Genomic DNA, 19,159 nt, shown 5'->3' with positions numbered 1-19,159 from the left:
GCACGGTTATGCTGCCGGCGAGTGGTCGGGGTCCACATGGCACGTCCAGATCAGGCTTCAGCACCCTTCTGGAATCACCGCCATCCCGGCCACTCAACCCCGGCCAGACATTATCGGACGGGCTCTTAGGAGCTAGGCCATCCAGGTCGAGCCGCTGACGGCCGACAGCGTCATGCTGTCGGAGCCGACATCGGCGGCGCTGTAGCCGAGGATCTGCGCGAGCTGTTCCCGCGCACGCCACACCCGGCTCTTCACCGTGCCGATGCGGCAATTCATGACGGTCGCCGCTTCCTCGTAACTGAGGTTCTCGATCGCCACGAGGATCAACGCCTGCCGCATCGGCAGTGGAAGCTTCCCGAGCGCGGTCTGCGCGTCCATCAGATCGACATGGCCCGATTGCTCGGGGGCCGCCGCGAGGCGCTCGGCGTAATCGCCGTCGCTGTCGGCGACCTCGCGGACCTCCTTGCGGTGGCGCGAGTAGAACGCGTTGCGCATGATCGTGAACAGCCACGCGCCGAGATTGGTGCCGACGGTGAAGCGCGAGCGGCTGCGCCACGCCCGCAGGAACGTATCCTGTACGAGGTCGTCGGCGGCCGACGGGTTCTTCGTCAGCGACATGGCGAAGTTGTAGAGGCGCGGCGTCATCTCGATGATGGCGGATCGGAACGATTCCTCGTCCTTCCCCTCCTGGGCGACGAGGACGGTCTCCAGCCTGGCCAGCAAGGCGTCGAAGCGACCGGCTTCGACACCCGGATTTCCCGGAATCTGCGCGTAGGCATCGGCAAGAAGCGCTCCAAGGCGCTGCTGGACAGCAGCAGGGAGCGTCGGCACCTCATCGTCGAGGGGCGAGGCGAGGTCGTCGAAGGCAGTCTTTGGCATCAGGGCCTTTGGCTGGTCACGGACGCGCGCAGGGATTCGTGCCCCAAGGCCGGACTTGTCTCGCGATTTTCCATCCCCTGCGCCAACATAGATTATCAGCGCTCGAAAGAGCGTATCGGCGTCCCACGGAAGAGGCGGGCGTTCCCAATCCGACGATGTGCGCGGTCGCGCCGGTGTGAAAACCAACCTCGCATTCCTTTTTTCCAATCGCACCGAACGAGACTCGGCGAACAAGGTTGGCTCTGCGCAGTTTTGCGGCCGCGTCGTGAAGGGGATCGTGCATCGTAATGGGTCGGCCACTTCGGGTATTCGTCATTTCCGCGGCCGTCATCGGCACCGTTCTCGTCACCGGCTCCCTTGCCCGTTTCAGCTACGCGCCGATGCCGGAGGCGGGCGACCTTCTCAATCCCGAACTTGCCCCGATCGAAACCGCCTACGACGTCCTCGGCCGCCGCATCGCGCGGGAGGAGGCGGAGCGGCTGAAAGCCACACCGGAGGGACGCGCCACCCTGTCGCCCGAGAACGGCGCCGTGGCGATCGATGATGCGCTGGTGAAGCGGGGCCGCGAAGCGTTCTATCGCGAGACGTTCGGCAACGAGGTGTTCCTGTCCGACGTGATGGGCATGCTCGATGGCGGGCTAACGCCCTTCGAGGTGGCGCGTGCCATCCTCATGCTCGGCGGCGCCGGCACCACCAACCTGAAGGTCCGCATGGCCCGCGACGTGACCGTGGGTGACCGGGTCTGGAAGACGGGCGAACTGGTCCCGACGGGCCTCGACGTGCCGCGCGGCTCGCCCTTCATCCTCGGCATCCGCACCTTCTACGATCGCGGACATCTGCGCATGGGCATCACTTGCGCGCTCTGTCACACGGCGGTCGATCCGCAATCCGGCAAGGTGGTGGAGGGCGCGCCCAACACCGATCTCAATGCCGGTCTGCTGATGGCGCTCGCCAGTAACGCGACCGCCTACTTCATGCATGGCAGCGCCGACCCTTCCGCCCATCCCGGCGATCCGGCACGCAGCGTCACGACCGAGGACGGGACGAAGACCGCCCTCCCCGATCCCGCGCGGTTCGAGGCCGCTGCCAAGGTGGAGGTCGCGAGCTGGCCCGCCGGCAGCTTCGATTCCTCCGCCGACCGCGAGACCAACCCGACCTCGATCCCCTCGAGCTTCTCGGCCTATGGCGAGCCCTATAGCTGGAGCGGGCGGGCCGGTATCGGCCCGTTCAAAGGGCTCTCAGCGCTGAACAACAACGTCCACGCGGCCAACTCCGATACGACCCAGCAGACGAGCGCCGCCAAGACGCTGTTCGGGCTCGATCCGCAGGTCTATCTCGGCACGGTCCTGCAAGGCTCGGCCGTGGCGTCCCTGCGCTACGATCCGGCTTCGGGCCAACGCCCGACGGATGTGCTGGCGGCGGCCGATCCGACTCCGGGGACGCCGGGCCTCAACAGCTACGCCGTGCTGCCGTCGTTCCCCGCCACCAACTACATGACCGATAACGGCCTGCTCGCATCGGTCCCGGGGGAGCCGGCCAACTACGCCAACAACGCGATGTCCGCTTTCCAAAATCTGTTGCGCGCGCCCGAGACGCCCCTCGAGGCCGAGCGGGTGAAAAGCGGGCGGGCGGTGTTCGAACGCGTCGGCTGCGCCGGCTGCCATTCCGGGCCGGCGCTCACCAACCATCGAGTCATCCCCGTCGCGGAGATCGGTACGCAGCCGAGCCGCGCGCACTCGACCGTGCGGATGGAGGCGCGGCTTGCCCCGCCGGCCGTCTTTGCCACCGACACCCCGTTCCCGCTTCCACCCGATCCCAAGCTCGTGCCGATTCCCCTGGAGGGTGAGGCGCTCAAACAGGTGCAGTTGGCCTGGGCCCATGCCGGCACCGGGGGCGGCTACAAGGTGCCGAACCTCGTCGGCCTCGCCTGGAGCGCGCCCTATCTCCACGATTCCGGCGTCGCGGTCGGTGCCGACGCTGACGTGCAACTCGGCGTTCCGGGTACGCTCGATGCGGGCATCCCGCCCGATCCGGCCAACAGCTTGCGGGCTTTGGTCGATCGCAGCCTCCGCGCAAAGGTCGTCGCGGCGAACAAGGCTTCCCCGAAGGCCCGCACCGCACGCGCCACCGGCGAGGGACACACCTACTGGGCCGATGCCGAGGCCGGCGTTTCAGGCAAAGAGCAGGCGGACCTCGTCGCCTATCTGCTCTCGGTCAACCGGTTGACCGAAGCCGTGCCGGTGCCGTGAGGACCATCGTCCCGCAATCCCGGCTGCGGCTGCGACGCATCGCCCGGATTGCGTTTTGCGGTGATCCGACGCGGCTATGGCTGGTTAATCTCGATCCATCCGGCAACCGTGGCGCTCCCACGGCCTGAGCCACCCCAGCGAATGAGCCCGAACCATGAGCGTCTCGGACGTGCTCCCGCTCCTGGCCTTCCTGGCACCGATGCCGCCGATCCGGCCGGAGCCGCCATCGCCTCCGCGGATGCCGGATTGGTTTCCCGCCTTCATCATGGGCATGACCGTGTTCATCATGGTCGCGCCGATGGTCGCCATCTGGGGCTTCCATCGCTCCGAGCGGTCGTTCCGCTCGACCTGCGAGGCGGCGGGCGGGCAGATCATCCACGCCTCGCCCGCCGACGATGCGGTCCGCTGCCGCCGGTTCTGAACTGCCGAGTTCGCCCGAGGCGAGATGCTTCGCTTCGACTCGCGAAAACCCACAAAAAAGCCCGCGCCGGCCGAGCCGGGCGGGTCGAAGTCTCGGAGAAACAGGCAGGAGACCTGTTGAGCGGGTAACCGGCCTCAATCGAAGCGGTTCATCCCCTCGATCGAGAAAATGCCCTGCGGTGCGGCGCGGCGGGCGCCGCTTCCGGGTTGATGATCGGTGTCAGGCTTGGAACGACAGCACCGCGCGGGTTCCGCTCGGGCCGGGAACGTAGGTCAGCACCGAGCGAAGGTTGGAGGCCATGGCCCGGATGATGCGCGAGCCGAGGCCGGTGCCCTTCGCCTCCCCCTCCCCCGTCCAGCCGATCCCGTCATCCTCGACGGCCAGCGAGAGCGTGTCGGGGCCCTGGCGCATCACCTGAACCCGGATCTCGCCCTGGGTCTCGGCGGGATAGGCATATTTGTAGGCGTTGGTGACGAGTTCGGTGACGACGACCCCGAGCGAAACCGCCTTGTCGGTGGCCAAGCGGATCGGCTCCGCATGCAGGCGGATGGCATGGTCGCGCCCCGATGCCTTCATCGCGAGTTGCAACTCCTCGACGAGGCCGGACAGGTAAGCATCGAGTTCCACGGCCTCGACATCCTGCGAGGTGTAGAGCCGGCGGTGAATGCCGGCGATGGCCGAGATGCGGGCCTGCATCTCTTCCAGCGCCTCCTTAGCCGCCGGGTCCGCCACGGCGTTGGTCTGCATCCGGGCGAGCGCCGCGACGAGGGTGAGGGAGTTGGCGACCCGGTGGTTCACCTCACGCAGCAGCAGCTCCGCCCGGTCGCGTGCTTCGCGGACGGCGGCTTCCGCCCGCTCCTTGTCGCGCCGCAGAGCCTCCTGGCGCAGGGCGGTATCGACCGCCTCGCCGAGCAATTCCCGGAACTGGCCCTGGACGTCCTTCCAGACGTAATCGACCGCGCCCGCCTTGAGGGCGGCCACCGCCACACGGCTGTCCTCGGAGCCGGTCACGTAGATCACCGGCGGCGCGTCCGGCAGGGCGCGCAGCATCGGCAGCAATTCGAGACCGGTCCGGTCCGGCATGTGATGGTCGAGGGCGATGAGGTCGATTTCGCCGGCTTGCGCCCGTGCCAGCCCATCCGTGCCGCTCGCGGCCAGCTCGACATGGTGCCCCCGTGCCTGGAGCGAGCGCTGCACGAGGCGCCCGAGGCCGGGATCGTCGTCGATATAGAGGATGCGGCAGGAGGCGGGGGGCGGGTCGCTCATGAGTTCTCGGGAACCTGAATGACCGAGAAGAACAGCCCGAGCTGACGGATGGCGTTGGAAAAGCCTTCGTAATTCACGGGTTTGGTGATGTAGACGTTCGCCCCGAGATCGTAGCAGCGCTGAATCTCAAGGCTGTCGTCGGTGGTCGTGAGGACGACGACCGGCGAGCGCTTGGTGTGCGGATTGGCCTTGATCCGCTCCAAGATGTCGATGCCGGTCATGTCCGGCAGGTTGAGATCGAGCAGGATCAGGAGGTGGCGCCGCCCGCTCACCTCGCTGCTGCCGTCGGCCCCGAACAGGAATTCGAGCGCCGAGGTCCCGTCGCGAAACGGTAGAATCTCGTTGTTGACCCCCGCGCGCCGAATGTTGCGCTCGATCAGCCGGGCATGCCCCTCATCGTCCTCGATCATCACGATGCTGACGGTATGGAAAGGGGGCTGCATCGCTACTCCGCGGCCAAGGTCATCGTATCGGGAGAATCGGATTTCGCGGCCCCACCTCGGCCTGTAACCGGCTCGCGGGGCAGCGTCACGATAAAGGTTGTGCCGACGCCCGGCTGCGATGAAACCTCGATCCGGCCGCCGAGGGCGCGCACCAATGCTTTCACGCTGGCCAGCCCGATCCCCTCCCCCGGCTGATCCTGCGCGCCGGACCGCCGGAATAGCTCGAAGATGCGGCCGTGATCCTGCGGGGCGATCCCCCGCCCGGTATCGGAGACGGCAAAGCGAATCCGGTTGCCGGGCGCGGGCCGGGCCGTGACCTCGATCGTTCCGGGCCGGGCCGGATCGAGATATTTGAGGGCATTGTCGATCAGGTTGCCGAAGACCTGCTCCACGGCGAGCCGGTCGGCCACGATCGCGGGAAGATCCTCCGCTACCGTCACCGTCACGCCCTTGCGTCCGGCTTGATGGCGCTGTGCGTCGGCGATGCCGCGGATGACCGGTGTCATTGCCAGCGGCTCCGGGCTGAACCGGCGCCGGCCCTCCCGCGAGAGCTTCAGGATCGCGGCGATCAACCGCTCCATCTTGACGATGGCCGCCTGGATGAAGCTCAGCGCCTCGGTGATGTCCTCATCGATCCGCGCGCCCTGCGGGTGGTCGCGCAGCACCATCAGCAATTCCTGGCGCACCGCCTCCAGCTCGCTCGTGAAGCCCATCACGTTGACGAGCGGCGCACGCAGGTCGTGGCTGACGATATAGGCGTAGCGCTGAATCTCCTCGTTCGATTCTCGTAACTCCGCCTCAGCCTCGCGCTGCTCGGTGATGTCGGTGTGGACGCCGACCCATTCGCGGATGGCGCCCTGCGGATCGAGCACGGGGATCGCGCGGATCGAGAAGTGACGCCACAGGCCGTCGCGGGCGCGCACGCGATGCTCGTGGAGGAAGGTGCTGCGGGCGGCGACCGTCGCGTTCCAAGCCGCGACGCTCGCCTGCCGGTCCTCCGGATGCACGGCGTCGGCCCAGCCGAAGCCCTCGTATTCGGCGCGGGTTTGCCCCGTGAGGGCCGCCCAGCCGGGTTGCTCGCCCGTCATCCGCCCCTGCGGGTCGTTGGTCCACAGCACGCCGCGCACCGCTCGGACGGCGGCCCGAAAGCGCTCTTCGCTCGCCCGCAACTCGCCCTGGATCCGCTGCTGATCGAACGCGGAGGCGAGCATCGCGAGAAACAGGATCACGAAGGTCACGCCGGCGACGTAGAGGGCGAGATTCTGCTGATCCACGCTGGTTGCGGCGACATGAGCGGAATGGGCGCCGGCTTCCTCGGCGGTGATCGTCGCGGCCGCCATGCCGGTGTAGTGCATCCCGGCCACCGCAACGCCCATGATCAGGGCGGCGGCGAAGCGCTGCCAGACGCTGGTCGGGCGGAAGGTCAGCCACAGAGCGACGGTCGCCGCAGTGATGGCGATCCCGACCGAGAGCGCGACGATCGGCACGCTGTAGGCAAGATGACCGGGCATCCGCATCGCGGCCATCCCTGTATAGTGCATCGCCGCCACGCCGATCCCCATCACGGGGCCGGCGACCAGGACGTCCCAGCGGCCGGCCCGTCGACGGCCGACCCAGGCGAGGGCCGCGCCGGTCGTCCCGATGGCGATGAGCAGGGACAGGAGCGTGTGGCCGAGGTCGTAGGCGGCGGGCAGGCCCATCTCGAAGGCCAGCATCCCGACGAAGTGCATCGACCAGATGCCGCCCCCCATCGCCAGAGAGGCACCCAGAAGCCAAGCCCAGCCCAGCCCGGACGCGGCGGCACGCATGCGACCGCCGAGATCGAGCGCGGTGTAGGAGGCGAGTACGGCGATGGCGAGGGACAGCGCCACGAGCGCCGGATTGTAGCCGGTGGAAACCATCGTCGTGCCGAATCTCGGAGGCTGTCGATACGTGCTTGCGCCACGAGCGCCATCGGGTCCGCTCCACGAACCGCGACGATGCGAGCCGGGCGCGGCACGGCGGCCCGAGACCCGCTTAAGTTACAGTGCCCCCACGCTTGACGCTATCGCGGCCCGCCACTGAGATCGTCGCGCCGGTCATTGTCGCACAAAATCACGAGAGCGTTTTAGGTCGGAGAATGGACGCAACCCGCTTGCTTCTGTAACTACCTTAGGTAGGAAACAGATGCGACCATGCGCGGAATGTCGCATGGATGGCGGACGTGTATGGCTGAGTACCAGAAGCAGATGCGGCAGAAGCGATCGGATTGCCTCATGACCCCGCCGCTCGCGTCCGGATCCAGTCGAGCAACGCTCGACGAGGGAGAGACTGCTGCATCTCAAACCGGTGGGCCGGTCCTTTCGGAGCCGATTCAGGGCGCGCGGCCTGAGCAGCCGTTGCGCGATCCCCTGGCGCGCAAGCTCGCGACCTATGTGGATTTGACCCCGGATGATCTTCTGGACTTGGCGGAATGGGCCGCAAACGGCCGCCGCTACGCGGCGCAGACGCCGCTTCTGCACCAGTCCGACATCCCGGAGAGCGCCATCCTGGTGCTCGACGGCTTCGCCTGCCGCTACAAGTTCCTCACGAACGGGCGGCGACAGATCACGGCCTACCTCCTGCCGGGTGACCTGTTCGAGCTCGATCTCGACTTCCGTCTGCCGCTCGATTGCGCGGTCGGAACACTGACCGCCTGCCAGCTCGCCTTCATTCCGCGCGCCGACTACGAGAACCTCATCCGGCAACGTCCGCGGATCGCCCGCGCCCTGCAGATGGTTCGGCTGACCGAATCGGCGACCCTGCGCGAATGGATCACCAATCTCGGCTCGCGATCCGGTCCCGAGCGGCTGGCGCACTTCCTGTGCGAGATGCTCCTGCGCCTGCGGACCGCCGGTCTCGCCCCCGGTAACCAGTACAGCTTCCCCATCACGCAGGCCGATCTTGCCGACACGCTCGGCATGTCGTGCGTTCACGTCAATCGCGTCCTGCAGAAGCTGCGTCGCGACGGCCTGATCGAGCTGTCCGGCCGCCGGCTCACGATCCTGAAGCCCGAGGGGGTCAAGGTGCTGGCCGAGTATGACCCGTCCTATCTGGAGCTAGCGGCTGTCCCGCTGCGGCCCCCGGCACCCGACAAGCTCACCGCCTGACGGCGTTCTTCGCCGCCGCAGCGTCCGCCCCTCGTTCCTCGAGGATAGCGGTTGGTTGCATCCCCCCTCGGGCCGGCATCAGCACCGCGTCCGGCAGGGTCCGCGCCCCGAGCGCTTCCATGACGCGGGCCCGGTGGATTTCGACGGTAAACGGACTGATGCCGAGTGCCGATTGATCGACTTGTTTGTGCCGCCGGCCAGCAAACCCTCCAACACTTCCCGTTCTCGGGGCGAAAGGGTCGCGATGCGAAGCTTGGCGTCGTCGCGCGTGGCTGCGCTTAGTGTCGGTGCGCAGCTCGGCCAACGCAGCCGAGACGACGGTCAGCAGCACCGCTGGCTCGCACGGCTTTACGACGTTTAACGAAATCAGGGGGGGGATGGATGGTGCTGCGAGAGAGGATTGAACTCTCGACCTCCTCATTACCAATGAGGTGCTCTACCACTGAGCTACCGCAGCGCGGGGCCGGGGGGCGGTGCCGCCGCCGGACTGGAGGGGCATTAGCCGATCGAATTTCGCTTGGCAACGCTCTTCCGTCGCACAAAATGCATGAGCTGTGAGATCGAGCGATGGCGTGACGATTTGTTGACGGGCCCTGGGGCTGCCGCTATAGAGCAGCCACCACGTCCGGCCGCAGTCTTGCGCCCGGTCTTTTCGCCTTTGCTTATCATCAGGCTGCGTTGACCGACACCGGATGCTCCGGGCCGCGTTCTTGCCGCCACGACCAGACGAGGATGCCCCATGGCCAACACCGTGTCGGCCAAGAAGATGACCCGCAAGATCGCCAAGCGTACGGCGATCAACCGCTCGCGCCGTTCGCGGATGCGTACCTTCGTCCGCAAGGTCGAGGAGGCGATTGCGACCGGCGATCAGGGCCAAGCCCTCACCGCCCTCCGCGCCGCCGAGCCGGAGATCATGCGCGCTGCCCAGAACGGCATCGTTCATAAGAACAATGCCTCGCGGAAGGTTTCCCGCTTGGCCGCCCGCGTGAAGGCCATCGCGGCCTGATCGGACTCTGACGACTCCCGTCCTTCCCAGCGGAAGGTTTTCGGGGAGCCGGTTCGAGACGACGCTGCATTCAGCCCGGCCGCACAGGCCGGGCTTTTTTCATGTCTGCATGCCCCGCGAGTCGTCGTGCAGGCCTCGGTCGGCCGCAGGGGTAGGGCGAACGACCCCTCCCCTCAGGTGCTGTCGCCCGCCGAGCTTGAAGAGCGCCTAGTTGCCCCTCGTCTCCCCTTAAGCACGGCGGCGCAGCGGGCGTTCGGTGATCGACATCAAACCGGGCGGGCCTCGCCGTGCTCCGGATCGGGTGCCGCGCTCAGGCTCGGTCGGTCACGGTTGTGCACCGGCCCGTGAGGCTTCTCCACAATTCGCGTCGGGTTATCCCGAATCGACCCTTGCGCGCACCCGTTGAGGGTGCCGTGAAGGTTTCGTTAACCATGCGGCGAGTGCTTTCCATTGCATGCAGCCGCGCCGGCCGTGTAGCTTAACAAAACCTTGCCGGGCGAGCGGCTCGACAAGTTCAGCACCGGTACCCCCAGAGTCATCCCCAAGTTGCGGGCAGGCCTTCGACTCTTGGTCGTGGGCTGACGACTCGGTGGGCGCGAAGATGTTTTCCCCGATCGTCCCGCTGTTAGGAGAACGATAGAGGATTGTTGATACACAGCCATCTTTAGCGATGGGCCGCGACGCCGCTCTTGACAGCGCCGCGGCCACTCTCGGCACCGCCCCGATCGGGCGGAGCCTCCTCTCGTGTGGCGTATGCGTACGCGTCCCCTCCGGTCCGCCGGCTGAGGATGCGAGGAGACACGGTGATGCACCTCGACGGCAGCATGTCGGACGGCGATGGCGGAAACGGCAGGGGAAGCGTCGATCTTCCCGCCGCCTGGACACGGGTGAAGCGGCGGCTGCGGGCGGAACTTGGCGAGGACGTTTTCGCAAGCTGGTTCGCCCGCCTCGAACTGGAGAACGTGGAAGGGGGCGTCGCCCGCCTCACCGTTCCGACTCGGTTTCTCAAGAGCTGGATCGAATCGCATTACATCGACCGGGTGCTGACGACCTTCCGCGCTGAGGCCGATGGCGTGAGTCGCATCGAGGTCGGCGTGCGCGGCCCCTCCGCCCCGGTCCGGCCGAGTGCCGGCGTGCCGGCGAAGTCGAACGCGACGAGCGGGCCGTTGACCCGTCTCCACGCGATTGCGACGCCTGCGGCCCTTCAGGGCCCCGGCCCGATGATCGAGACCGAGATCGCCTCGCCCCGCGGCGATTCGGCTGGGGTCGATCTCAACGGTGCGCCGCTCGATGCGCGGCTGTCCTTCGCGAACTTCGTCGTCGGTCGCTCCAACGCGCTGGCTCATGCCGCCGCCGAGCGGATCGCCCGCAGCGACAGCGACGGCGCGCTCTACAACCCGCTCTACGTCCATGCCGGCGTCGGCCTCGGCAAGACGCACCTGCTTCACGCGGCCGGCCATGCCGCCCGCGAGGCCGGGCGCCGGGTGATCTACCTCACCGCCGACCGCTTCATGTACGGCTTCGTCAACGCCCTGAAGACGCAGAACGCGCTGGCCTTCAAGGAGCGTCTGCGGGCGATCGACCTGCTCATCCTCGACGACGTGCAGTTCATCCAGGGCAAGTCGATCCAGACCGAGTTCGGCCACACCCTCAACGCGCTGATCGATTCGGGCCGTCAGGTGGTGGTCGCCTCCGACCGGCCGCCGACGGAGCTGGAAGCGCTCGACGAGCGCGTGCGCTCGCGCCTCGCCGGTGGTCTCGTCGTCGAAATCGGCGGGCTCGACGAGGGGCTTCGTGCCTCGATCCTCTCCGCCCGGCTCGATGCCGTGCGCCAGAGCCACCCGAACTTCGAGGTCTCCCCAGCGGTCTCGGCCTATGTCGCCCGCGCGATCACGGCCAATGGCCGCGATCTCGAAGGTGCGGTGAACCGGCTCCTGGCTCACGCGACGCTGACCGGCGCGCCGGTGACGGTCGAGACCGCGGAGACCGCGATCCGCGACCTCGTGAAGAACCGCGAGCCCAAGCGGGTGAAGATCGAGGACATCCAGAAGCTGGTGGCCTCGCGCTACAATGTCTCGCGTTCCGATATCCTGTCCGAGCGCCGGACCGCTGCCGTGGTGAAACCGCGCCAGATCGCCATGTATCTGTCGAAGGTGCTGACCCTGCGCTCCCTGCCCGAGATCGGCCGCCGCTTCGGCGGGCGTGATCACACCACCGTGCTGCACGCGGTGCGCAAGATCGAGAAGCAGATCGGTGAGGATGCGGTGCTCGGCGACGAGGTCGAGCTGCTGAAGCGCATGCTGCAAGACTGAGAGACGGCCACGGGCGGGGCCGGGTTCGTCCCGGTCTCGTCTTGGGGCAGTTCATCCTCCCTGCGGATCCGGTCCGAGCCGTTTGCCGTCGAGGGGCGGGACAGTGCGAAGGCCGCCCTTGCCTTCGGGGGGGCGCTTCGCCAAGCTGCCGGCCCCGTTCCGCTTCGGAGTGCCTCGCGAAACGTCCGGTCGCCGGCCCCTTCTCCGGTCGCGATGGCGGAACGGGCGTTTGGTGAGCCACATCCTTATCCGGCCTGATCGACGGCGGGCGGGCCGATTGTTCAAGAGACGACGGGTTTTCCGATGAGAGTCACAGTCGAGCGCGCGGCCCTCCTGAAATCGCTCGGCCACGTGCACCGGGTGGTGGAGCGGCGCAACACGATTCCGATCCTCTCCAACGTCCTGCTGCGCACCGGCGAGAACGGCCTTCAGCTCAAGGCGACCGACCTCGATATCGAGGTGACCGAGACCGTGGCCGCCGACGTGCTCGATGCCGGCGCCACGACGGTGCCGGCCCACGTCATCTACGACATCGTTCGCAAGCTGCCCGAGGGGGCGCAGGTCTCGCTGGAGACCTCCGGCGAGACGGGCCAGATGACGATCCGGTCCGGCCGCTCGCGCTTTGCACTCGGCGCCCTGCCGGAGGGCGATTTCCCCGATCTCGCCGCGGGCGAGCTGCCGCATTCCTTCGTCATTCCCGCGGCCGAGCTGAAGCAGCTCATCGAGAAGACGCAGTTCGCGATCTCCACCGAGGAGACGCGCTATTATCTCAACGGCATCTACTTCCACACCCTCGAGGTCGAGGGCGCGCTGAAGCTGCGCGCGGTGGCGACCGATGGGCACCGGCTCGCGCGCGTCGAGACCGAGGCCCCCGACGGCAGCCGCGGCATGCCGGGCATCATCGTGCCGCGCAAGGCCGTTGCCGAGATCCAAAAGCTCGTCGACGATGGCGGCGACAGCGTGCAGGTCGAGCTGTCCCCGGCCAAGATCCGCCTGACGTTTGCCGGCGGCGTGACCCTGATCTCGAAGCTGATCGACGGCACCTTCCCCGACTATCAGCGCGTGATCCCGACCGGCAACGACAAGCGCCTGACGGTGGAGCGCGACGCCTTCGCCAAGGCAGTGGACCGCGTCTCGACCATCTCGTCCGAGCGCGGCCGCGCGGTGAAGCTCGCCATGGGCGAAGGCCGTCTCGCCCTGTCCGTGACCAACCCGGATGCCGGTTCGGCGACCGAAGAGCTGGACGTCGATTACGACGCCTCCGCCCTCGATATCGGCTTCAATGCCCGCTACCTGCTCGACATCACCGCCCAGCTCCAGGGTGACACGGCCCTGTTCAAGCTCGCCGATCCGGGTTCGCCGACGCTGATCCAGGATCGGGAGGGCGCTCCGGCGCTTTACGTGTTGATGCCGATGCGCGTTTGACGCGCCGGCGGCGCCTCGCATCTCGCGCCCGTGGGGGATAAGATGTGGGCGAGACTGCCATAGGCGTATCGGCCATGTCGAAGCCCGTCATCCTCGACCCCCTGCACTCTGCCTTCGTCGACGGCCTTGTGGCCGCCGGCCGCTTCCCGTCACCCGACGCGGCCGTTGTCGAAGGCATCAGGCTCCTGAAGGCCCGCGAAGAGCGCCTCGGGGAATTGAGGGAGGCGTGGCGCGACGGCGCGGAGAGTGGCGGTTACGAGCCGGTCGAAATCGTACTCGATGAGCTGGCTGCCGATTACAGCGCGAGGGCGAAGGCCGGCACGTGAGATCGGTCGTCATCTCGCGTAAGGCCAGGGAAGATCTCCGGTCAATCGCAGACTACATCGCCGCGGACAACCCGAGCCGGGCCGTAAGCTTCGTTGCCGAACTGCGGGAACGCTGCCAGTCCTTGTCCCGAACCCCGTTGCAGGGCCGTCCTGCGCCTGACATCGCACCGGACGTCCGCATCCTCGTGTTCCGCTCATACCTCATCCTTCACCGCGTGCGCGAAGATGCGGTTCTCATCGACCGCGTGCTCCATTCCGCGCGGGATCGCTCCGGCCCGTCGCCGTATGAGTGAGTTCGCCGTCGCGACGCGCCTCACCCGCCTGATCGCCCGCGATTTCCGCAACCACGTCGATCTCGATCTTGCCACCACTCGCCGCTTCGTGGCGCTGGTCGGCGAGAACGGGGCGGGCAAGACGAACATTCTCGAAGCGGTCTCGCTGTTCTGCCCCGGCCGCGGCCTGCGCCGGGCCGATCTCGCGACGATGGCGCGCGTCGGCGGACCGGGCGGCTTCGCCGTGTCGGCGACGCTCGAAGCCTCGGAGACCGAGCACCGCCTCGGCTCCGGCTATGAGCCGCCGGGCTATGACGGGCGCGGCACGCGGGTCTGCCGGATCGACGGGGCGCCCGCCCCCTCCCCCGTGGCGTTCTCTGAATTTCTGCGGATCGTCTGGCTGACACCGGATTTCGACGGGCTGTTTCGCGGTGCGGCCGGCGACCGGCGCCGCTTTCTCGACCGGCTCGTGCTCGCCGTCGATGCCGGCCACGGCGCCCGCGTTTCGGCGATGGAGCGAGCCCTGCGCTCGCGCAACCGCTTGCTCGACGAACGGCCGGATGACGGCCGCTGGCTCGATGCGGTGGAGCGTGAGGTGGCCGAACTCGGTGTCGCCGTGGCGCTGGCCCGGCGCGAGACGGTGGAGCGCCTCGATCGGCTGATCGCCGAGACGCGGGACAATGCGGCACCCTTCCCCTGGGCCTCGCTGCGGCTGGAGGGCGACCTCGACGATCTCGTCGCGGTCTGGCCGGCTTTGGAGGCGGAGGATCGCTTCCGCCGGGCGCTGATGCAGGGCCGCCATCGCGATCGGGCGGCCGGCCGCACCCTGATCGGCCCGCAGACCACGGACCTCGTCGTGCGTCACGGCCCCAAGGACGTGCCCGCCGCCACCGCCTCGACCGGCGAGCAGAAGGCGCTGCTGATCGGCCTCGTGCTGGCCCATGCCCGCCTCGTGCGCGCGATGAGCGGATTTGCGCCCCTCATCCTCCTCGACGAGGTGGCCGCGCATCTCGATCCGCGCCGCCGTGGCGGGCTGTTCGATGCGCTCGAAGCCTTGGAGGGGCAGGTCTGGATGACGGGTGCCGACCCGGCCCTGTTCGTCGAGTTGCAAGGCCGGGCCGACATGGTCAACATTGCGGACGGGCGCATCGTGGCGTCGGAAGCCGGTTGAACCGCCAATGCCGCTGTCGAGCCTCGCGCTGTTTGCTGCCGTCTACGCGGTTGCGGCTGCCTCACCGGGGCCGGGCGTGTTCGCCCTCGTCGCCCGCGTGCTGGCGCGCGGAACCCGCGGCGTACCCGCCTTCATCGCGGGGTTCCTCGTCGGCGACTTGCTCTGGTTCTCGATCGCAGCGACCGGCTTCGCCCTGCTCGCGCAGAGCTTTGCCGCCCTCTTCGTCGGCATCCGGTATCTCGGCGCGGCCTATCTCGCCTACCTTGCGTGGCGCGCCTGGACCGCGCCGGTCGAACCGATCTCGGGTGAGCCCGTGCGCGGCGAGAACGGGCCGCGGCTCTTCCTCGGTGGCTTGGCGTTGACGCTCGGTAACCCGAAGGTCGTCCTGTTCTTCCTCGCGCTGCTGCCGACCGTGATCGATCTGGAGCATTTGACGCCGCTTGGAATGATGGAGATTGCCGCGACCATCGTGGCCGTTCTCGGCACCACGCTCACCGCCTACGCGCTTGCCGCGCTCCGGGTTCGGCGCCTCTTCGTCTCGGTCGGCGCAAGGCGGGCGGTCAATCGCGGCGCCGGCACGGTGATGGCAGGGGCAGCCATCGCTGTCGCGGTGCGGTGAACCGCAGTCCGGTTCGGCGGGCAGGCCAGATCGGCCCTCTTTCGCTGACCCGTTGGCCTCAATCCTATGGTGTCCCGGCGAAGGCGATACGCCGTCCGCGAGCGGGGCTTCACGGAGGCACCGTTCGTTGGCGAGCGCCACACGCATGGATCCGATCTTGCCAACCCGCAACCGAGCCGCCAACTGCTCCGCAATCCGTTCGGTCTCGTCGATGGTTAGCGGCATGGTCACAGGTCTCGGCTGCGGCCGTCGCGTTGCCGTTGTAGACTCAGCCTCGACCTGAACCGACACGCGCCGCCTCGCGGTCCCAAATCCAGCCATTGAGACACCATGTCGAAACGCCTCGACGAGGCCCGTGCCGCGCTCAAGAAGACCTTCGGCTACGACGATTTCCGTCCGGGCCAGGACGAGGTGATCGGCGCCGTGCTCGACGGCACGGACGTGTTCGCGGTGATGCCGACGGGCTCGGGCAAGTCGATGACCTACCAATTGCCGGCCCTGGTCGATGCCGGTCTGACGGTTGTGGTCTCGCCGCTGATCGCGCTGATGCACGATCAGGTGCAGCAGATGCACGCCTTCGGCATCGAGGCCGCGACCCTCAACTCGACGATCGCGGAGGCGGCGTCGCGGGAGACGTGGCGCAAGATCCGCTCCGGTGAGCTGCGGCTGCTGTTCGTCTCGCCGGAGCGTCTCCTGATGGATGGCTGCATGGAGGCCCTGCGCGGGGCCGGCGTGCGGCGGCTCGCGGTGGACGAGGCGCACTGCGTCTCGCAATGGGGCCACGACTTCCGCCCGGAATACCGCGAGATCGCCCGCGCTCGCGAAGCCCTCGGCAACGTGCAGACCCTGGCACTCACCGCCACCGCCGACGCCGCGACCCGCGCCGAGATCGCCGAGCGGCTGTTCCCGGCGGGACGCCCGCCGAAAACCTTCGTCCACTCGTTCGATCGGCCGAACATCCGGCTGACCTTCCAGCCCAAGGACAATCCGACCCGCCAGTTGGAGCGGTTCCTGCGCGACCGCCGTGCGGAGAGCGGCATCATCTACTGCTCGTCGCGCAAGCGGGTGGAGCAGCTCGCCGACACCCTGAAGGGGGACGGCTTCAACGCCCTGCCCTACCATGCCGGGCTCGACCAGGGCACGCGGGCGAAGAACCAGGACACCTTCCTGCAGGAGGACGGCGTGGTGATGACCGCCACGATCGCCTTCGGCATGGGCATCAACAAGCCGGATGTGCGCTACGTCTGCCACGCCGACATGCCGACCAACATCGAGGGCTATTATCAGGAGATCGGCCGTGCCGGCCGCGACGGGCTGCCCTCGGACACCCTGACCCTCTACGGCCTCGACGACATGGCGTTGCGCCGCCGCCAGATCGACGAGAAGGAGATCTCGGAGGAGCGCCGCCGGGTCGAGCGGCGCAAGCTCGAGGCGATGATCGCCCTGTGTGAGGGGGCCGCCTGCCGCCGCCAATCGCTGCTCGGCTATTTCGGCGAGGCGAGCGAGCGCTGCGGGCGCTGCGATCTCTGCCGCGGCGGCATCTCCCTCATCGACGGGACGGTGGCCGCCCAGAAGCTGCTCTCCGCCATCGTCCGCACCGGGCAGCGCTTCGGCGCGGCCTATGTCTGCGACGTGGTGCATGGCAAGGAGAGCGAATCCATCCGTCGCAACGGCCACGCCGCGCTCAAAACCTTCGGCGTCGGCAACGATAAGCCGGTGGCGGCGTGGCGCGCGCTGCTGCGCCAGCTCTTCGCCGCAGGAGCGGTGGCCGAGAACACCGACGGTTATGGCGGCCTCGTCATGACCGAGAAGGGCGAGGCGATCCTGTTCGGTCGCGAAACGATCGAGGTGCGGCCCGATCCGGAGCCGAAGAAGGCCGAGCCGAGGAGCCGCCGCGCCACGCCGCGCGACGACGAGGCAAATGCGCTGAGCGAGGCGGACGAGGCTCTGTTCCAGCACCTGCGGGGGCTGCGCGCCACCATCGCGCGGGCGGAAGGCATCGCCGCCTTCATGGTGTTCCCCGACCGCACCCTGATCGAGATGGCGCGCTCGAAACCCGTCGATCTCTGGGCGCTGCGAACCGTCCATGGTGTCGGCGAGCGCAAGCGCGAGGCCTATGGCGAGCGCTTCACCGACACAATCCGCGAATTCCTCGCCGACGCGAAGCGGGCCGGCTGAGCAAGTGGGGGCAGCGATACGGCGCGGTGCCCCCATGCGAGCCGGGGATCAATCGTAGCTGAAGCCCTTGTCCTTCATGTAGACGTTGGACACGCCCTTGCACCAATCGAGCTTGAAATCCTCCGAGCCGTAGTCGCGCCACTTCACGCGGAACGGCACGATGCAATCGCCGTCATCGCTGTTCCAGTCCAAGGACGCCGACTGACCGGAATTGATCGACCCGCCGATCCAATTCCGGCTTCAACGACCGTTCTGGTAGGTATAGAACCCGGTAATGGCATAGCCTTCTGCGCGGTTGTGCAATCTGAATGCGTAGTCGCTCGCCATTGCGATGGGCGGAAGAGCCATCAATCCGGCTAATGCAGAGCCGGCGATAAACTTTATCATCTTAAATCCGTTATTGAGACGTGATCAGATGATAAAGCCACGTCCATACTCACCCGTAAATTGGTGAAGCCCGCGTGGATTGATGCAGCGTTCCAAAATTTGATCGGGTTCAGCGCAAGGCGCTGTCACCGATCTCGAACCCCGATGGACGACCCGCACCGGCGCATCGCGACCTCCCGCCGCAGGCCCAGCGGTTTGCATCGGGAAAAGTTATCCACATATTATCCACATATAGAACATATAGCGAACATTGGCCGTCGCCGAGGGCGGCGTGCTCCCACTCACGGGCCCTGTCCACAGTCTGGGGACGCACCATGAGAACAGCCGACAAGCAGATCGCCGACATCCTCGTCCGCTTCGGCGAGCCCTTCGCGGGCAACGTCTGGCGCGTGCAGGGCACGGCGGTGATCTATCACAAGACCCTGGAGCGCATCGCCGCCCACACCAAGATCCGCTTCGATCCACCGACCCTGCTGCGCAGCGAGCGCGACGAAGCGGTGATCCTCGTCACCGGCCACATGCCGGGCGAGAAGGCCGGCGAGGAGCGGGTCGAGTGGTCGATCGGCGAGGCGCTGGTCAACGTGAACTATCGCGTTTCCGGCCGGCAGGCGGCCTATGTCTACGCCATGGCCGAGAAGCGGGCGAAGGACCGGGTGATCCTCAAGCTGATCGAGCTGCACGGCCTCGTCTATTCCGAGGAGGAGGCGGACGAGTTCCGCCAGAACCAGCCGATGGCGATCCGCGCGGTGGACGAAGATTTCGACGCGCCGCCGGCCTTCGACGAGGTGACCGAGCAGGAAGCCGACCTCAAGCGCCTGATCGACGAAGCGGAATCGATCAACGCGGTGACCGACCTGATGCTCGACGAGCGGACGCAGGGCATCCTCAACGCCATGCCGCACGGCACCCGCGAGGAGGTGCGCGACTACGCCAAGGCGCGGCTCAGGGCGCTCGGTTGGCCGCCGGCCAAGAAGGGCGGACGCGGCAGTAAGGCTGCGTAACGGGTTCTAGGAAGGGCAAGCCCTCCGTCGGTGTTCTAGGGCTCTGCCCTGGACCCGCGAAAGGACTCGTCCTTTC

Annotated in this window: 17 protein-coding genes, 1 tRNA gene and 1 pseudogene; 12 read left to right on the top strand and 7 right to left on the bottom strand. The window is 67.4% G+C overall.

The window, feature by feature from the left end; genetic code table 11:
* Positions 1-132 precede the first annotated feature (132 nt).
* Positions 133-879 carry a sigma-70 family RNA polymerase sigma factor gene (locus ASF53_RS08990; RefSeq protein WP_056197129.1) on the bottom strand — a complete coding sequence of 249 codons (747 nt, stop codon included), beginning with the start codon at positions 877-879 and terminating at the stop codon, positions 133-135.
* A gap of 287 nt (positions 880-1,166) precedes the next feature.
* On the opposite strand from ASF53_RS08990, the gene ASF53_RS08985 reads away from it, so the two are divergent.
* Entirely contained in the window at positions 1,167-3,128 is a 1,962-nt protein-coding gene (locus ASF53_RS08985) for a hypothetical protein (RefSeq protein WP_056197126.1), read from the top strand.
* Between the two features lie 154 nt (positions 3,129-3,282).
* Positions 3,283-3,549, top strand: a complete 267-nt coding sequence (locus tag ASF53_RS08980) for a hypothetical protein (protein ID WP_056197124.1) — start codon at positions 3,283-3,285, stop codon at positions 3,547-3,549.
* Between the two features lie 219 nt (positions 3,550-3,768).
* On the opposite strand, the gene ASF53_RS08975 is transcribed toward ASF53_RS08980, so the two are convergent.
* Genes ASF53_RS08975 through ASF53_RS08965 form a run of 3 tightly spaced genes read right to left on the bottom strand, consistent with a single transcriptional unit; the run spans position 3,769 to position 7,159 of the window.
* Positions 3,769-4,815, bottom strand: a complete 1,047-nt coding sequence (locus ASF53_RS08975; protein WP_056197122.1) for a sensor histidine kinase — start codon at positions 4,813-4,815, stop codon at positions 3,769-3,771.
* Positions 4,812-5,258, bottom strand: coding sequence for a response regulator (locus tag ASF53_RS08970; RefSeq protein WP_056197120.1), 447 nt, complete (start codon positions 5,256-5,258; stop codon positions 4,812-4,814). Before ASF53_RS08970 ends, ASF53_RS08975 begins: the two co-directional genes overlap by 4 nt.
* 2 nt (positions 5,259-5,260) lie before the next feature.
* Positions 5,261-7,159, bottom strand: coding sequence for a sensor histidine kinase (locus ASF53_RS08965; protein ID WP_056197118.1), 1,899 nt, complete (start codon positions 7,157-7,159; stop codon positions 5,261-5,263).
* Positions 7,160-7,636: 477 nt separating this feature from the next.
* Here ASF53_RS08965 and ASF53_RS08960 point away from each other — a divergent pair, with 477 nt between their 5' ends.
* Positions 7,637-8,386 carry a Crp/Fnr family transcriptional regulator gene (locus ASF53_RS08960; protein WP_286134253.1) on the top strand — a complete coding sequence of 250 codons (750 nt, stop codon included), beginning with the start codon at positions 7,637-7,639 and terminating at the stop codon, positions 8,384-8,386.
* Here the strand turns inward: ASF53_RS08960 and ASF53_RS24845 are convergent.
* Together ASF53_RS24845 and ASF53_RS08955 are read right to left on the bottom strand one after the other, a co-directional pair.
* A pseudogene (locus ASF53_RS24845) lies at positions 8,376-8,735 on the bottom strand (response regulator transcription factor); the annotation flags it as partial. The gene ASF53_RS08960 and the pseudogene ASF53_RS24845 overlap by 11 nt on opposite strands.
* 33 nt (positions 8,736-8,768) lie before the next feature.
* Positions 8,769-8,843, bottom strand: a tRNA-Thr gene (locus tag ASF53_RS08955).
* 282 nt (positions 8,844-9,125) lie between these two features.
* Here ASF53_RS08955 and rpsT point away from each other — a divergent pair.
* From rpsT to recQ, 8 genes are all read left to right on the top strand, one after another.
* On the top strand, positions 9,126-9,392 hold the full coding sequence (gene rpsT / locus ASF53_RS08950) for a 30S ribosomal protein S20 (protein WP_056197115.1): 267 nt from the start codon (positions 9,126-9,128) through the stop codon (positions 9,390-9,392).
* An 806-nt stretch (positions 9,393-10,198) separates the two neighbouring features.
* A complete protein-coding gene (gene dnaA, locus ASF53_RS08945) occupies positions 10,199-11,704 on the top strand; it encodes a chromosomal replication initiator protein DnaA (protein ID WP_056197113.1) in 1,506 nt (501 codons plus the stop codon).
* 303 nt (positions 11,705-12,007) lie between these two features.
* A complete protein-coding gene (dnaN, locus tag ASF53_RS08940; RefSeq protein WP_056197111.1) occupies positions 12,008-13,129 on the top strand; it encodes a DNA polymerase III subunit beta in 1,122 nt (373 codons plus the stop codon).
* Positions 13,130-13,203: 74 nt separating this feature from the next.
* Entirely contained in the window at positions 13,204-13,455 is a 252-nt protein-coding gene (locus tag ASF53_RS08935) for a ribbon-helix-helix domain-containing protein (RefSeq protein ID WP_056197109.1), read from the top strand.
* A complete protein-coding gene (locus tag ASF53_RS08930; RefSeq protein ID WP_056197107.1) occupies positions 13,452-13,748 on the top strand; it encodes a type II toxin-antitoxin system RelE/ParE family toxin in 297 nt (98 codons plus the stop codon). Before ASF53_RS08935 ends, ASF53_RS08930 begins: the two co-directional genes overlap by 4 nt.
* Positions 13,741-14,898 carry a DNA replication/repair protein RecF gene (recF, locus tag ASF53_RS08925; protein WP_056197104.1) on the top strand — a complete coding sequence of 386 codons (1,158 nt, stop codon included), beginning with the start codon at positions 13,741-13,743 and terminating at the stop codon, positions 14,896-14,898. Before ASF53_RS08930 ends, recF begins: the two co-directional genes overlap by 8 nt.
* 7 nt (positions 14,899-14,905) lie before the next feature.
* Positions 14,906-15,517, top strand: a complete 612-nt coding sequence (locus ASF53_RS08920; RefSeq protein WP_056197101.1) for a LysE family translocator — start codon at positions 14,906-14,908, stop codon at positions 15,515-15,517.
* A gap of 330 nt (positions 15,518-15,847) precedes the next feature.
* Positions 15,848-17,695, top strand: a complete 1,848-nt coding sequence (recQ, locus tag ASF53_RS08915; RefSeq protein WP_056197099.1) for a DNA helicase RecQ — start codon at positions 15,848-15,850, stop codon at positions 17,693-17,695.
* Between the two features lie 48 nt (positions 17,696-17,743).
* On the opposite strand, the gene ASF53_RS26585 is transcribed toward recQ, so the two are convergent.
* The gene (locus ASF53_RS26585) at positions 17,744-17,887 is read right to left on the bottom strand and encodes a hypothetical protein (protein WP_286134249.1); all 144 of its coding nucleotides are present in this window, start codon (positions 17,885-17,887) and stop codon (positions 17,744-17,746) included.
* 509 nt (positions 17,888-18,396) lie between these two features.
* Between ASF53_RS26585 and ASF53_RS08905 the strand changes: the two genes are divergently transcribed.
* Positions 18,397-19,083, top strand: coding sequence for a hypothetical protein (locus ASF53_RS08905; protein WP_056197097.1), 687 nt, complete (start codon positions 18,397-18,399; stop codon positions 19,081-19,083).
* The last annotated feature ends 76 nt before the right edge of the window (positions 19,084-19,159 follow it).

Source organism: Methylobacterium sp. Leaf123, from assembly GCF_001423405.1.
Taxonomy (GTDB): Bacteria; Pseudomonadota; Alphaproteobacteria; order Rhizobiales; family Beijerinckiaceae; genus Methylobacterium.
Note: the sequence above shows the minus strand (reverse complement) of the source record. Positions and strands in the feature narration are given on the sequence as shown.